Source organism: Nonomuraea sp. SYSU D8015 (assembly GCF_008065375.1).
In the GTDB taxonomy this organism is placed as follows: domain Bacteria; phylum Actinomycetota; class Actinomycetes; order Streptosporangiales; family Streptosporangiaceae; genus Nonomuraea.
Genome location: NZ_VJYI01000001.1, coordinates 159,675 through 174,784 on the forward strand (window position 1 = coordinate 159,675; position 15,110 = coordinate 174,784).

General features: G+C 70.1%; 11 protein-coding genes and 1 pseudogene. 7 read left to right on the forward strand and 5 right to left on the reverse strand.

What is annotated here, in order from left to right:
• Positions 1-83: 83 nt before the first annotated feature.
• On the reverse strand, positions 84-1,241 hold the full coding sequence (locus tag ID574_RS02615) for a PucR family transcriptional regulator (protein WP_188187142.1): 1,158 nt from the start codon (positions 1,239-1,241) through the stop codon (positions 84-86).
• Between the two features lie 106 nt (positions 1,242-1,347).
• Here ID574_RS02615 and ID574_RS02620 point away from each other — a divergent pair, with 106 nt between their 5' ends.
• Complete coding sequence (locus tag ID574_RS02620; RefSeq protein WP_223166296.1) at positions 1,348-3,450, forward strand: M6 family metalloprotease domain-containing protein; 2,103 nt, start codon at positions 1,348-1,350, stop codon at positions 3,448-3,450.
• Positions 3,451-3,837: 387 nt separating this feature from the next.
• Positions 3,838-6,402: an ATP-binding protein gene (locus tag ID574_RS02625; RefSeq protein WP_188187143.1), complete on the forward strand. Its 2,565-nt coding sequence runs from the start codon at positions 3,838-3,840 to the stop codon at positions 6,400-6,402.
• Here ID574_RS02625 and ID574_RS02630 read toward each other — a convergent pair.
• On the reverse strand, positions 6,395-7,267 hold the full coding sequence (locus ID574_RS02630) for a hypothetical protein (protein WP_188187144.1): 873 nt from the start codon (positions 7,265-7,267) through the stop codon (positions 6,395-6,397). The two genes, ID574_RS02625 and ID574_RS02630, sit on opposite strands and share 8 nt — an antisense overlap.
• 74 nt (positions 7,268-7,341) lie before the next feature.
• Here ID574_RS02630 and ID574_RS02635 point away from each other — a divergent pair, with 74 nt between their 5' ends.
• The gene (locus ID574_RS02635; protein WP_336245482.1) at positions 7,342-8,124 is read left to right on the forward strand and encodes a tyrosine-protein phosphatase; all 783 of its coding nucleotides are present in this window, start codon (positions 7,342-7,344) and stop codon (positions 8,122-8,124) included.
• A gap of 4 nt (positions 8,125-8,128) precedes the next feature.
• Here ID574_RS02635 and ID574_RS02640 read toward each other — a convergent pair whose 3' ends face one another.
• Positions 8,129-9,169, reverse strand: a complete 1,041-nt coding sequence (locus tag ID574_RS02640; protein ID WP_188187145.1) for a Gfo/Idh/MocA family oxidoreductase — start codon at positions 9,167-9,169, stop codon at positions 8,129-8,131.
• Positions 9,170-9,466: 297 nt separating this feature from the next.
• Complete coding sequence (locus ID574_RS02645; protein WP_188187146.1) at positions 9,467-10,375, reverse strand: proteasome assembly chaperone family protein; 909 nt, start codon at positions 10,373-10,375, stop codon at positions 9,467-9,469.
• Between the two features lie 86 nt (positions 10,376-10,461).
• Between ID574_RS02645 and ID574_RS02650 the strand changes: the two are divergent.
• Positions 10,462-10,836: pseudogene (locus tag ID574_RS02650) on the forward strand (ankyrin repeat domain-containing protein).
• A 221-nt stretch (positions 10,837-11,057) separates the two neighbouring features.
• Positions 11,058-11,939, forward strand: a complete 882-nt coding sequence (locus ID574_RS02655; protein WP_188187147.1) for a terpene synthase family protein — start codon at positions 11,058-11,060, stop codon at positions 11,937-11,939.
• Between the two features lie 11 nt (positions 11,940-11,950).
• On the opposite strand, the gene ID574_RS02660 is transcribed toward ID574_RS02655, so the two are convergent.
• Positions 11,951-14,071 (reverse strand): ATP-binding protein, encoded by a 2,121-nt coding sequence (locus tag ID574_RS02660; RefSeq protein WP_223166297.1) that lies wholly within the window; start codon positions 14,069-14,071, stop codon positions 11,951-11,953.
• Positions 14,072-14,305: 234 nt separating this feature from the next.
• Here ID574_RS02660 and ID574_RS02665 point away from each other — a divergent pair, with 234 nt between their 5' ends.
• Together ID574_RS02665 and ID574_RS02670 are read left to right on the forward strand one after the other, a co-directional pair.
• Positions 14,306-14,755 (forward strand): GNAT family N-acetyltransferase, encoded by a 450-nt coding sequence (locus ID574_RS02665; protein WP_223166298.1) that lies wholly within the window; start codon positions 14,306-14,308, stop codon positions 14,753-14,755.
• 100 nt (positions 14,756-14,855) lie between these two features.
• Positions 14,856-15,071 (forward strand): hypothetical protein, encoded by a 216-nt coding sequence (locus tag ID574_RS02670; protein WP_188187148.1) that lies wholly within the window; start codon positions 14,856-14,858, stop codon positions 15,069-15,071.
• Positions 15,072-15,110 lie beyond the last annotated feature (39 nt).

A 15,110-nucleotide genomic window follows, 5' to 3' on the forward strand; every position in this document is an offset into this window, starting at 1 on the left:
CAGCACGCGTCGCAAACGGCATCAGCTCTCCCCGTCCGATTACCCTATCAGGGCATTAAACGTGAGCCGGGCCGGGGAATCAATCAGGTCGATCCAGGCATATCCCTAGGTAAGTACCGCCCGGAAAGCCGGGCGAGCTTCAAACTGAGGTGCAGGGCGAGCCGCTCGCCGCCGTCCTTCAGGTCCGTACGCGCGAGCTCCTCGACCCGCTGCAGCCGGTAGTAGAGCGACGTCCGGTGCAGCCGCAGCGCCTTGGACGTGGCGACCGCGCTCCCGGCCAGGTCCAGATAGGTCTCCAGCGTCTCCAGCAGCGGAAGGTACTGCGCGTCCCCGAGCAGCCCCTCCAGCCCCGGATGCAGCTCCGGGTCCGGCAGATGAGTGAGCATGCGGTACACGCCGAGCCGCGCCCACTCCGCCGTCCCGCCGAGCCCCGGCACGCGGGCGGCCACCTCGGCCGCGTGCCTGGCCTCCCGGTACGACTCCGCCGCCTCCGTCAGCGCCGGCCTGGCCCGCCCGACCCCGACCACCACCGGCACCGGCATGGCCGCGTGCAGTTCGTCCGGCGATACCGGCGCCCCGGCCGTGAGCAGCACGGCGTGGTCGTAGCGGACCAGGTGCAGCGGATGATGCCCGCTCAGCCGCCGCCGCAGCGCCAGCAGGCCCTGCTCCAGCGCAAGCCGGAGCGGGTCGGACGGCTCGGCCGCCCGCGGCCTGGCCACCTGCACGATGACCGCCTGCGCCTGCGGGAACGCGCCCGCCTCGATGAGCTGCCTGGCCGCGTCGAGCTCGCCGAGCAGCAGCCCGGTGACCGCCTCCAGCTCCCGGTGCGAGGCCAGCCCGGTGGCCAGGCTCTCATGGTAGAGCGCCAGCGCCAGCCCGGGCGCGGCGGCCGCGGCCTCGGCGACCAGCGCGTCCGGCATGGGTGGCTCGGCGTCGATGAACCACAGGAAGCCGAGCAGCCCGTCGGCGTGCCGTACGGGGACGCACACGCGCGGCAGCAGGCCCAGGTGCGGCGCTCCCGGGGTGCGGATCGGGCCGGGGGCCTCGTGCACGCCGGCCGAGCGTAACCACTGGCGCACCTCGGGCGTGGTACGCCTGCGCAGGATCGAGTCGCGGCGGATGTCGTCCATGGCGCCGTTCTGCTCGCTGTAGGCCACGACGCGTTGCACCCGGTCCTCCAGCAGGAGGGGGCGGCCGAGACGGGCGGCGAGCTCGTCGACAGCGCGCTGGAGATCCGCCACGACCACCCCTTCACATGGATTTTTCAACATTTGTAGGAAATGGCGCTACACGTCTTCCCTACAACTGTTCGGTGATCTCAGTCAACAACGTCTATACCGTCGATCCGTGAATGCCCCGAAGAAGCTGCTGAAGGGTTTGCTGGCGGCCATCGTGCTGATGCCGGTGAGCCTGCTGGCGACCCCTGCTTCCGCAGCACCCCCCACCGATCCCGAGCACCCGTGGCGGCAGGACCACTGGCCGCAGACGCAGCCCTGGCAGCTCGACACACCCCTCGACGCCCAGGCCCTGCGCACCCGCCCCCGCCCGCCGGGCGGCCTCCAGCCCATCGACCCGCAGAACTGGGAGAATCCCGACAACATGACGTGGGCGGACTACAAGAAGCCGCCCGGCACCAACTGGAACGACCCCGCGGTCAAGGGCTCGAAGCGTACCTTCAAGGGCGCGCTCGTGCTGCTCGACTACCCCAACCAGCCGTTCGTCGTCACCCAGCCCAAGGGCTCGACGATCTACGCCAACCCGAGCGCCGAGGCCCACGACATCCCGCGTGACCAGGTCGCGAAGTTCTACCAGGACTTCCTCAACACCCCCAACGATCTCAACAAGGGCCACACCATCCACGAGTACTGGATGGAGGACTCGGGCGGCCGTTTCGGCGTGGAGCTCACCGGGTTCGGGCCGTACAGGATGCCGGGCAAGGACCACGAGTACTCCATGGAGTACCAGCGGGACGCGTGCCCGGCGGGCGACACCTGCACCAGGAACCTGCGTACCGACGGCAACGCCGCCTGGCTCGCCGACGTCGGCCAGGAGGTGGCCGGGCAGTTCGACTTCGTCTTCTACCTGAGCGCCGGCCAGGACGAGTCGTCCACCTGGCAGGAGTTCGGGATGATGAAGTTCCCGGCCAAGGAGTCCGTGCCCGACGAGTGGGGCCCGCCCGACCCCAACCTGCCCAACTGGTCCAGGACCCGCTACGTCGAGTGGACGTCCTGGCAGGCCGGCTCCAACTTCTGGCCCAACGCCCGTTTCGGCGTCGACTCCGTCCAGGCCGAGAGCTCGGGCATGGCCGTGTACGCCCACGAGCTGAGCCACATCATGGGCATCGCGGACAACTACAACAACCCCTACGCCGTGCCGCCGAAACGGGCGTTCACCGGCATCTGGGAGATGTTAAGCCGCGGCAGCTTCAACGGCCCCGGCGGCCCGCACTCCCGCTGGCTGATCCCGCCCACCGCGGGCGCGTCCATGGGCGCCCAGCACATGCTCCGCAACAAGATCAAGCTGGAGATGGTCGACGAGCAGAACGTGCTGCGCCTGTCCCGCGAGGCGCTGGACGAGTCCGGCCTGGTCACCGCCAAGGTTTTGGCCCGGGCCGTGCAGCCGGGGCAGGACGAGCTGGCCGGGATCAACATCTCCTTCGACACCGGCGACAAGAGCACCTGCGACCAGGCCGACCCGCTGTGCGACGGCGGCGGCTACGACAACTACACCGTCGAGGTCGTGGACCGCATGGGCACCGACTCCTTCACCCCCGACGCCGGCGTGCTCCTGGCCAAGACCAAGAACCAGGACCGGGCCCCGTTCGAGTGGGTGATCGACGCCAACCCGCAGGACATCGGCATGACCGACTACGTAATGCCCGACGGGACCAAGGTGCCGATCACGATCGGCGACTACCGGCAGCTCTCCGACGCGCTCTTCCACGCCGGCACCGACTCCGGCAGCGAGTACGAGTTCGTCGACCAGGCCAACCGCCTGCACTTCTACGTCACCGACCTGAAGCGCAACCGGGACGGCGAGCTGTCGTACACGGTGGCCGTCCGCTCCCTCGACGGCTCCGGCCCGCAGCGGCGCGGCGTCAAGCTGCTCCCCGCGGCCGGCGTCCCCACCGGCAAGAACATCTCCACCTGCACGTTCCCGCTGTTCAACACCGGCAAGGCGGCCCCGGCGCAGGGGCGGCATCCGGAGGACGTCAGCGCCTACCTCAACACCGACGTCTACCGGCTCAAGGCCGAGGTCCAGGGCAAGGGCTGGACCGCTCAGACGCCGAACGCGCTGGCGGCCGTCGCGTTCGGCAAGAAGGAGCTCGTGACCGTGAACGCGGTCCGCGAGGCGGGCGGTGACCGGCTGGCCCGGGTGAAGCTCACCGCCACGTCGGAGAGCGACCCGACCAAGACCATGACCGCCACCTGCCACGTGATCGGCCTCTAGCACCGGTCCAGCGCACGGCCGCCCCGCCCGGGCTTCGGCGGGGCGGCCGTGCATACCGGGCCATGCATACCGGGCCGCGCACACGGGGCCGCGCACACGGGGCCGCGCATACCGGGCCGCGCATATCGGGCCGTGCACGCCGGGCCGTGCACGCCGGGCCGTGCACGCCGGGCCGTGCACGCCGGGCCGCGCACACCGGGGGCCACGACATGGTGCACGGCCGGGCGGGCCGTCCCCGGTGTGTCACCCCCGGCCCCGATCCCCGCTCGCCGAAAGCGTGCCCCCGAGGGCGGAAAACGCTTCCACGGGGGACGTGATCGCCGGGAAAATGGAAGGAGAGGCGGTGCACACGACGGGGAGCGCAGCTTTCCGCGAAGGGGGCGTTCGTTGACAGGGGACCTGCCGGACAAGATAGGGAAACTGCCCGACAAGCCGCCGCAACGGCGCAGAAAGGTGCCGTGGGCAGCGTCGGTCTCCGCGGGCCTGGCGGCGGCGGCCGCGAGCGTCCTGGCGGCCTCCGTGGAGTGGGAGATCCCGCCCGCCGCCAAGATCGGCGTGACCCTGGCCGCGGCCGTCCTGGTCGGGCTCACAACCTGGGCCACCACCGAGGCGCGCCCCAGACGCCCCGCCGCCGCCAAGGCCGCGGAAGGCGTCGCGCCCGACCAGTGGCCCCCCGTGCCCGAGCACTTCACCGGCCGCGCCGAGGCGCTGGCCGAGCTCCGCGGCGTCTTCGCCGGCCGCCGCAAGGCCTCCGACCTCTCGCCCCCGCTCGTCGTCTCCGTGTACGGCCGCGGCGGCGTCGGCAAGTCGGCCCTCATGACCCGGTTCGGTCAGGAGGTCGCCGACTGGTTCCCGGACGGCCGCCTCTACGCCGACCTGCGCGGCGGCGTCGACGCCCCCGTACGCCCCGACGAGGTGCTCATCGGCTTTCTGCGCGCGCTCGACGTGCGCCTGACCACCGACCCCGGCGGCCTCGACGAGTTACGCAAGCTCTGGCTGACCTGGACCAAGGGCCGCAGGATCCTCATCGGCCTGGACAACGCCCACGACGCCGACCAGGTCAAACCCCTCATCCCGGCCGAGCCGGGCTGCGCGGTGCTGGTCACCTCCCGCGTGCCGCTGTTCCTGAACGGCACCCACGACACGCGGCTCGGCGTGTTCAGCGAGGCGCACGGCGTGGAGTTGCTGGCCAGGCTGGCCGGCGGCGCCAGGATCGTCGACGACCTCGACTCCGCCAAGGAGATCGTCCGCCTGTGCGACTACCTGCCGCTGGCGATCAACATCTGCGGCGGCCGGCTCGCCACCCGCGAGCAGTGGACGCTGCGTGAGATGGCCGGCCGGCTGGCCGACACGCGCCGCCGCCTCGATCACCTGGAGGTCGCGCCGACCGTCGACAAGAGCGTGCGCGCCTCGGTGCAGCTCAGCTACGACGACTGCACCGGCATGCAGCGCCGCCTGCTGCGCCTGCTCAGCTCGCTCACCGCCCCCGACGTGCCGGGCTGGGTGGCCGGCGAGCTGCTCGACATCTCGGGGCTCGACGGCGCCGACCAGTTGGAGGCCCTCATCGACGCCCAGCTCGCCGAGTGCTCGGGCACCGACCAGACCGGCACCATGCGCTACCGGCTGCACGACCTGGTCCGGGTGTTCGCCGCCGAGCTGGCCGACCAGGACGAGGCCGAGCGGCGCCGGGCCGCGATCGAGCGCGTGCTCTACGGCTACCGCCGCCGCGCCGAGGAGGCCGCGCAGAACCGCTGGCCGCAGGACTGGAGCAGGGGCGGGCGCCGCTCCAGCGCCGACGGGCAGCTGCGGGCCGGCGACTGGCTCAACGCCGAGCGCCTCTCGCTCCTGGCAATGATCCACCTGGCGCGGCAGCTGGAGCTGTGGGAGCTGACGTGGGGGCTGGCCCGGGCGTTCTGCTCGCTGTGCCACTCGCTGCGGGCCTACTGGGCCGACTGGAAAGCGGTCGCGGAGATCGGCTGCGAGGCCGCCGAGCGGGCCGACGACCGGCGCTCCCTGGCCATCGCGCTGCTCGACGCCGCTTCCGTTCACGGCGGGCTCGGCCTGCGCCAGCAGGCGCTGGACGAGGCCAAGCGGGCGCTGGAGATCTTCACCGAGCTGGGCGAGTCGTGGTGGGCGGCCAGGTCCATGCGAACGATCGGCATGACCCTGTTCAGCGACGGCCACCTGGACCAGGCGCAGGACTTCCTGATCGGGGCCATCACCGAGTTCAAGGGCGAGGAGGACCTGTGGTGGATGGCCCGCACCCAGCGCAACCTCGCCGAGATGCGGATGGCCGAGCGGCGGCCCGAGGAGGCCAGGGAGCTGCTCGAGGACGCCCTGGAGATCTTCAAGCGGGAGGGCAACCGCTACTCCGAGGCCCAGACGCTGCGGGTCTACGGCGAGGTGCTGGCCGCGCAGGCGCGGGGCGAGCGGCTCGCCGGCGACCACCGCGCCGCCGGCAACCTCTTCACGCGCGCTGGCTTCAGCCTGGACCGGGCCGCCGAGATGTTCCGGCAGCGCGGCGAGCTCTGGGAGGAGGCCCGATGCCTGCGCGCGGCCGGGGAGGTCGGCGATCCGGCCAACGGGCTGCGCGAGCTGGAGTACGTGCGGCGCGCCGAGCAGATCCTCGTCGCGCTGGGCGACTCGTGGGGGGTGGCCCGCAACGCCGTGTCGGCGGGCCGGGCGCTGGCCCGCCTGGGGCGCATCGAGGAGTCGGAGGCGGAGCTGCGCCGCGCCGTCCACGGGTTCGAGGAGCTGCAGGACCGGTGGTGGATGGCCAGGAGCCTGCGGTACCTCGGGGAGACGCACCTGGACGCGGGCGGACGCCGGGCGGCCGTCGGGCCGCTGGAGCAGGCCAGGGAGATCTACCGCAGCCTCGGCAACGAGGCGGGCATGCGCAGGACCCTGGAGCTACTCAGACGCGCGGCCCCGCCGGAGGAACCCGCTAGGTGAGCGGGGTCCTGAGCAGCTCGCCCGCCGCCAGCCTGGCCTGGTTGATGCTCTCCTCGAACATCTTGCGCGCGTGCGCCGCCTGGTCGGCCAGCTCCCTGATGTGCTGGTGGGCCACCTGGTCATGCACGGTCTCGGCGATCAGCTGCTGGTACTCAGGGGTCTTGGCGGCCAGCGCCTCCAGCCGTTTGTGCGTGTGGTAGACCTTGTCGGCCTTGACCACCTGTTTGGCGTACTTCTCCAGGTGACGCACCCGCTGCGACAACGACGTCCAGGCGGCGTCCAGCGCGCTGGTGTAGGGCTTGAACGCGTCCTCCATGCCGGGCGGCAGCTCGCGGGGGATGAGCTTGCCGTGCTCGGCGTGCATGGACGACAGCTTGCGCAGCCGCTGCGCGATCTGCCAGATCTCGTCCGGCAGCGTCACCTGGTTGTCGATGCTGTCGATCAGGCCCGCCTTGTGCACCTTGGAGTTGAGGATCACCTCGACCGCGTTCTGGGCCCGGCGCAGCAGCATCTGGCAGGGATAGTCGAGGTCCTCGGCCAGGATGTACTGCTCGGCGTGCGTCTGCGCCAGGCGGAGTCTTCGCCTGGTCGTGCGATGGGAGCCGTCCAGGGCCATCCAGCGGATCAACACGATCATCCCGATGCCGAGGCTTGCCACGAAGACGCCCGACACATCGGTGAGCAAGAAGATCAGCAACAGGAAGCCGGGGAGCACGAACAGCAGGGCGGGGTTGTACGTGGTGTCCATTCGCGTGCCGGTTCGAGCCATGCGGAGGATGTGGGGGCTCGACCGCAGCTCTACCGAGATCTCCGGGGGCAGCGAGGGATCGATCACCAGCCGTGGAGGCAGAGCTCGTGGATCCATACGTTCATGCTGCGTTATGAACCTCGAATCCGCTCATATTTGGCGGACATATAGGGTCGAAGATGATGAGAGAGATGACGAGGTGGATCGATCTGGAAGGGGCGGTCAACGCGCGTGACCTGGGCGGGCTTCCCACGCGTGACGGCGGCGTCACCCGGAGCGGCCGGATCTTCCGCGCCGACAATCTCCAGGGGCTCACGCCCCGGGACGTGGATCTGCTGGTGGGCGAGCTGAACCTCCGGCACGTCGTGGACCTCCGCTCCAACGCCGAGGTCGCGCTGGAGGGCCCGGGGCCGCTGACGACGGTGCCCGAGGTGCGGCATCACCATCTGACGCTGTTCGCCGAGGGCGGCCGGCACACCGACGTCGAGGCCGACACCATCGACGGGGAGCGGGTGCTCCCGTGGGCGGAGCGGGTGCTGGACGAGGAGCTGCGCGTGACCGGCTTCTACTTCGGCTATCTGCGCGACCGCCCGTCCGCCGTGGTGGCGGCCCTGCGCGCGATGTCGCTGGACGACGGGGCGGCGGTGGTGCACTGCGCGGCGGGCAAGGACCGCACGGGCGTGCTGGCGGCGCTGGCGCTGGAGATCGCGGGCGTCACCAGGGAGGCCATCGTGGAGGACTACGTCGCCACGGGGGAGCGGCTGGAGCTGATACTCAAGCGACTGCGGGCGAGCGACACCTACCGCGGGGATCTGGACTCCAGGCCGGCCGACGACCACATGCCGCGGGCGAAATACCTCGAGCAGTTCCTCGGCGTGCTCGACGACCGCTACGGCGGCCCGATGGGCTGGCTGGCGCAGCACGGCTGGACGGTGGCGGACACGGAGGCGATGCGCGGCCGCCTGCGGGACTGACCGCTCAGCTGAGGCGGACGACGATGCGCTGGGCGGCCGACTGGCGGGCCGCCTCGATGACGCTCAGCGCCTCGATCACGCTCTCCGCGTCCACCGGCGGCGGCGCCCCCTCCCGCAGCGCCGCCTCGACACCCCGGTAGAAGTCCAGGTACGCCCCCGCCTCGGTACGCACCACCCGGTGCTCGTCCTCCGTGCCCAGCACCCCCCACCGGTCCTCCTCGTCCTCCCCGAACCCGGGCGAATCGGGTGAGACCCCGGCCCGGAGCCGCTCCTCCTGCACGTCCATCCCGTGCTTCACGTACGCGCCCGCCGACCCCAGCACCCGGAACCGGGGCCCGAGCCGCGCCGCCACGGAGCTCACCCACAGATGCGACCGCGCCCCGCCGGCATGCGTCAACGCCATGAACGTGTCGTCGTCCGAGGCCACCCCTTCGCGCCGGACGTCGCTCTCGCAGTAGACCTCCCGCACCGGGCCGAGCAACTGCAGCGCCTGGTCGACGAGATGACTCCCGAGGTCGTACAGCAGCCCGCCGACCTCCTCGGGCCCTCCGGCCTCCCGCCAGCCGCCCTTGGGCACCGGCCGCCACCGCTCGAACCGCGACTCGAACCGCCGCACCTCGCCCAGCAGGCCCTGGCCGACGAGCCGCCGCACGGTCAGGAAGTCACCGTCCCACCGCCGGTTCTGGAACACGGTGAGCATGACCCCGCGCTCCTTGGCCATCCGCACCAGCTCCCGCCCTTCCTCGGCGGTCCTGGCCAGGGGCTTGTCCACGACGACAGGCAGCCCTTCGCCGATCGCCGCCGCCGCGATGGATACATGTGTGCGATTGGGCGACGCGACCACCACAAGATCACACCGCCCGATCAACTCCCGCACGTCATCAACGCCCACGGCCCCGTACTTGTCACGCACCTCCGCCCGCCGCCCGGGATCCCTGGTGACGACAGCGGCCAACGACAAGCCAGGCGTGGCCTGGATGAAGGGGGCATGGAAGTAGGCCCCCGCAACGCCATATCCGACCAGCCCCACCCGGATGTCACTCATCGGCCCAGGCTATCGAAACCACGTAATCGGCCCACTGTGCGCTCCGTAACGGCGGCCCGCCGGTGAAGGGTCAGAGGGCGTTTCCTGGAGGGCCCTGTTCATGGTCGCGCTCGCACGGGGCTCCGCTGGTCACGCAAGCTACCGCTCTCCGCCCCAGGCTCGCCGCACGTGGCTGATGGTCGCGCTCGCACGGGGCTCCGCTGGTCACGCAAGCTACCGCTCTCCGCCCCAGGCTCGCCGCTCCGTCAGCCGTAGTACGGAGGGTGGCAGGCCACGGCAGCGCGTAAATGATGATGATTATGGGTTTTGGGGGTCGTCGCGTTCGGCGAGGAAGCGTTCGAACTGGGCAGCCAGCTCATCGCCTGTCGGCATGGGGATCGACTCGGCGATGAGGTTTTCGCGTTCCGCGCCCGCCGCGAAGGCGTCGTACTGCTGCTCCAGCCCCGTGATGGCCGTGGACAGCTCGGCGGAGGCCGCGATCTGCTCCTCGATCTCCGACGTCGTGCGCTGGGCCGCCTCCCGCAGCGCGTCCATCGGGAACACCAGCCCCGTCCCCCGCGTCACCGCCTCCAGCGCGGTGACGGCGGCCGTCGGGTATTCGGCCTGGGACAGGTAGTGCGGCACGTGGATCGCGTACCCCAGGGCGTCGTGCCCCTGCGCCCCCAGCCGGAACTCGATCAACGCCGCCACGCTCCCCGGCACCTGGACACGCCCGAACGCGCTCGTCTGCGAATTGATGAGCTCGGGCCGGCTGGCGTGCATCGTGAGGCCCAGCGGGCGGGTGTGCGGCACGGCCATCGGGATGCCGTGCATCGTCACCAGCTTGCTCACTCCCAGCCGATCCACCAGCGACTTCACCGCCTGGGTGAACAGCTCCCACTCCCGGTCGGGCTCGGGCCCGCTCATCAGCAGGAACTGCGTTCCCGTCGAGTCCTGCGCGACGTGCACGGCCAGCTCCGGGCTCTCGCACTCGACCCAACGGTCGGTGTCGAAGGTCATGATCGGCCGGCGCGACCGGTAGTCGAGCAGCCGGTCCACGTCGAACGTCGCCACGACCCGGTGCTCCAGCTCGGCCAGCAGGTGGCCCAGCGCGAGGCGTCCGGCGCCGCCCGCGTCGACGAAACCGTCGAAGTGGTACAGCAAGACCGGATCATGCAGCTCGGGGGCGTCATCTGCGAGCTTGTAGAGATCCTGCGGGTCGAACACGGTTGGACAGCCTTTCCCTAGGTACTCATCTCCAGAACCTACGGCGGGTCGGAACGATTCCGTGCACGGCACCCTATCGAGGCACAATGGCCTCCATGGACGGGGACCCGGAGCTCGAAGAGCTCGCCACCAGGATGTTCGACCTGGCCAGAGCGGGCGACACCGAGACGCTGCGCGCGTATGTCGAAGCCGGGGTGCCGGTCGATCTGAGCAACGGCAAAGGTGACACTTTGCTGATGCTAGCGGCTTATTACGGTCACGCTGAGACTGTACGCATGCTTGTCACAAGCGGCGCAGAGGTCAACTGAGTCAACGACCGTGGGCAGACGCCGCTCGCCGGAGCCGTGTACAAAAAGGAATCTGCCGTGGTCAGAGCGTTGCTGGACGCCGGGGCGAATCCGGACGCCGGCACGCCGTCCACCCAAGGTGACGGCGTAAATGGGGGCAAATGGCTAGTTTAGTCAATGCTTCTCCCCAAGGGATTCATAGTGTGAAATAAGCATTAAACGCCTCGAAGTGGCCGAGTGTGGCCTTTCGCTCCGTCCGTAGTCATGCTGGGGATGTGGTTAATTCTGCGCACCCCTTCAGTAGGCGACCACTCCGCATCCCTCCGCTGCCATGTCCGTTCCCCAGTGAGATCAACGTCCATGCCGCGGAGGTCACTGCGGAAAGTCACGCATGGGTGACCGCCTCCAACATGCTCCCCAGCGCCGACTCCATCGAGCACTTCAGCCGATCGGAGCTCGGCCTTCTCCCCGCACGGACCAACCCGACCGTGCCGCGCGCCAGTCTCCGGCTGATCACCGACTGGTACTTCTGGCTCTGGGCCTTCGACGACGGCTTCTGCGAGAACGAGCGCACCGGGCATCGGGCGGCCGCGGTCGCCCGCGCACTGCCGTCGCTTCTGGAGAGCCTCGACGGGGACAGGGACCCGGAGCCCGGCGACGCGTTCGGGCTCGCCCTCAGGGAACTCCTGGACCGCATCTCCGCGATGGCCACCCCCGCACAGGTGGACCGGTGGCGGAGCGCGGTGAAGGAGTACCTCTTCGCCCAGATCTGGGAGGCGGCGAACCGCGAGGCTGATCTGATCCCCAGCCTCGAGGAGTATCTCCTCATGCGCCGCACCACCGGCGCCACGTACACCTGCTTCGCGCTCATCGACATCGGCGGCGGCTACCGGATCGAGACCGAGGACTGGTACCACCCCGACGTACGCACGCTCTCCGACCTGGCATGCGACCTCGTCGGGTGGGACAACGACCTGCTCTCGTACGCCAAGGAGCGCCGCACCGACAAGGCCCGGCACAACCTCGTGACCGTGCTGGCCAACGAGAAGTCGCTCTCCCTGCAGGAGGCGCTGCTCGAGGTCGCCCGGATGCACCACGAGGCGATCGCCGCGTTCGTCGACCGGCGCGCGGCGATGGAGACGTGGGCTCCACCGGCGGTGCGCAAATACGTGCGCGGCCTCGAGCACTGGGTCCGCGGCCACATCGAATTCTCGTTCGGCAGCGCACGCTTCGTGCATGCCTGGCCGGACGACACCTGCTGGCCCCAGGCCGTCTGAAGCTCCCCGTATCAGCTGTTCTCGAGGGCGTCCAGCTCGTCCCGCGCGAGCGTGGACGCCTCCTCGAGGTCGAGCCGGGCGCCCTCCTCGAAGGCGTCCTTGTAGGCGAGCTCGCCCATCCGCCGCACACACTCCCTGACGCACGCGTTGTGGTCATCGGACAGGAACGGCGCGCCCAACTGCGGCAGGCCGGCCGATTTCCAGTTTTGCTGCAGCGCACCCAGCACCTGGGCGGCCACCGGCAGCCGGTCCAGGGCCACGAAGACCCGTGCCGAGGACTCCAGCGCCAGCAGGGTGCCGAGGATGTCGTGGAAGTGCAGCTTGATCCGCAGGCCTTCCTTGAGGTGCGGCAGCGCCTCCTCGTGCCGGTTCGTGGCGAGCTTGGTGCCCGCCAACGCCCACATCGCGTGTGAGCTCAGCCAGAGCTCGCCACGCTCCTTGCACACCTGCAGGCAGTCCTCCAGCAGGGATTCGGCCTCGTAGAACCCCCCTTGCGCGGTCAGGACGATGGACAGCTCGACGATGGCGGGCAGCAGGCCGGGGTTGAGCTCCTTGTTGTCGGTGTTGAACTCGATCGCCATGCCCAGGAGCGCGCAGGCCTTCTGCATGTCGCCCTGGAGCATCGCCGCCGTGCCCTGCATCTTGGAGCCCAGGATCACCGCCCGGGAGTCGCCCACCTGGACGGCCTCGGAGCTGCACTTCTCCGCCGCGGCCTGCCCTCCGACGCTGTCGCCCTGGGAGTTGCGTACATAAGCCAGCACCCAGAGCGCCTTGCACCGCTCCTTGCTCGGGTCGGGGTTGGCCTCCAGGGCCCGCTCCAGGTAGAGGCGTCCCTCGCGGGCGAACCCGCAGCAGACCCACATGAACCAGAGTGACGACAACAGCGTCAGCGCCAGCGGCTCCTTGCCCGGCGTCTGCAGCGCGTATTCGAGCGCGGCCCGGACGTTGTTGTGCTCCTCGCGCATGCGGATGAACCAGTAGATCTGCCGCGGCCTCGACCATGCGTCCTCGCCCCGCTGGGCCAGACTCAGGTAGTACTCCAGGTGCCGCTGCCTCAGTTTTTCCCGCTGCCCGAGCTTCCTGAGCCACTCGTCGCCGTATTCGGCCAGCGTGTCGATCAGCTTGTAGCGGACCCCGGCGTGGTTGCTGCTGATCAGCAGGATCGACTTCTCCACCAGGCCGGTGACCAGGTCGGTGATCTGATCCTCCGGCAGCCGTTCGTCTTTGCACACGAAGCGGGCCGCGTCGAGCTCGAAGTCGCCCGCGAACACCGACAACCGCGCCCACAGCAGCCGCTCGGCCGGCTCGCACAGCTCGTGACTCCAGCCGATCGCCGCGCGCAGCGTCTGGTGCCGCGGCAGCGCCGTGCGGCTGGCGCCGGCCAGCAGGCTGAACCGGTCGGCCAGCAGGCCCAGGATCTGCTCCACCGACAGCGCCCGCAGCCGCACCGCCGCCAGCTCGATGGCCAGCGGGATGCCGTCGAGCCGCCGGCACAGCTCGGCGACCGAGGCGATGTTGTCCTCGTCCAGCTGGAAGTCGGGCACGCTCGCCCCGGCCCGCGCCGCGAACAGCTGCACCGACTCGTTGGTGAAGAGGTTTTCCGCCGGGTCGTCGCCGGGCACCTGCAGCGGCGGCACGGGGACCACGTGCTCGTACGGCAGGTGCAGCGACTGGCGGCTGGTGGCCAGCACCTTCAGGTTGGGCGCCGCCTCCAGCAGCTCGTGCACCAGCTCCGCGCATCCCTGCACGACGTGCTCGCAGGTGTCGATGATGAGCAGCATGTCGCGCTCGCCGACCCACTCCGACAGCGACTCGGACTCCGCGCGCGAGGACTGGTCGGCGATGCGCAGGGAGGAGGCGATCGTGTGCTTGACCATGCCCGCGTCCTGCAGCCGGGCGAGATCGGCGAACCACACGCCGTCGGGGTATTGAGAGCGCACCTGATGGGCCAGCCGCAGCACCGTGCGGGACTTCCCGACGCCGCCGATGCCCGTGACGGTCACCAACCGCGACTCGCCGAGGTGCCTTTTGAGGTTGGAGAGGAGACGTGTCCGGCCGATGAAGCTGGTGAGCTCCGCCGGCAGATTGCCTTCTCGCCGCCAGCCTGTCGGGGTGGCCATGCGCAGCCTCACGGGGGATAGGCGACACCTGCTCAAGCATCGTACCGCCGCGCCCCCCGCCTGTCCCCGGACCTGCGGACACACCGGGTGCTGGTTTGTACGTCTGGGTAGCATGTCAGCCGTGGAAGATTTCTACTCCGAGCAGACGGCGGACGACAAAGATCTGGGCTGGGGCGACGACCTGCCTGACGAGGACGCGGACGACTTCTACCTCGACAACAGGCCGCCCCACTGGGATTGACGTCGTTGGCCGAGCACACGTTGCGCCCCGCCACGCCCGCCGACTACGACGCCATGGCCGCCGTGGTCGACGAGTGGTGGGGCCGCCCCATCCTGGGCTCCCTTCCCCGGCTCTTCCTGGACCACTTCCACCGCACCAGCCTGGTCGCCGAGGGCCGTGACGGGATGGCGGGCTTCCTGATCGGCTTCCTGTCGCCGTCGGCGGCCGACGAGGCGTACATCCACTTCGTCGGCGTCTCTCCCGCCGCACGGGGCTCGGGGCTGGGGCGGACGATGTACGAGCACTTCTTCGCCATGGCCCGTGCCCACGACCGCCGCGTGGTCAAGGCGATCACGTCGCCGGTCAACGAGGCGTCGATCGCCTTCCACCGCCGCATGGGCTTCACGGTCACCGGCCCGATCCCCGGCTACAACGGCCCCGGCACCCAGCTGGTCACGTTCACCCGCACGCTCTGACGCCGCCGTCACCCGGGAACGGTACGACATGTCGCCTTCCTCCGGCACCACCGCGAAACGAACGCCGGGATGGCGGCTGGGCTGGCCTTCTGGATGCGCCATGGCCACCGCCATCGCCACCACAGCCGCCCCCTCCTCCGCCACGTCCGCCACCATGTCCGCCACCATGTCCGCCGCCACAGCCACCGCCTTCGCCACCCCCAGCGACCGCCACCGCCAGCGCGCCGATTACGTGTCCGCACACGCCCGCCACGCCCGTCCTGGATCTTGGGTGCGTCAGGCCGTCCGGCACGTCATTAATCCGGCACGTCATTAATCTGTGGCACGGCCAGGAGGAGCCGGGCTAGGTTCCGTC

Coding starts and splice junctions, on each gene's coding strand:
- ID574_RS02630 (WP_188187144.1), bottom strand. CDS start 7,267: ATGGATCCACGAGCTCTGCCTCCACGGCTGGTGATCGATCCCTCGCTG.
- ID574_RS02640 (WP_188187145.1), bottom strand. CDS start 9,169: ATGAGTGACATCCGGGTGGGGCTGGTCGGATATGGCGTTGCGGGGGCC.
- ID574_RS02635 (WP_336245482.1), top strand. CDS start 7,342: ATGACGAGGTGGATCGATCTGGAAGGGGCGGTCAACGCGCGTGACCTG.
- ID574_RS02670 (WP_188187148.1), top strand. CDS start 14,856: ATGGCCACCGCCATCGCCACCACAGCCGCCCCCTCCTCCGCCACGTCC.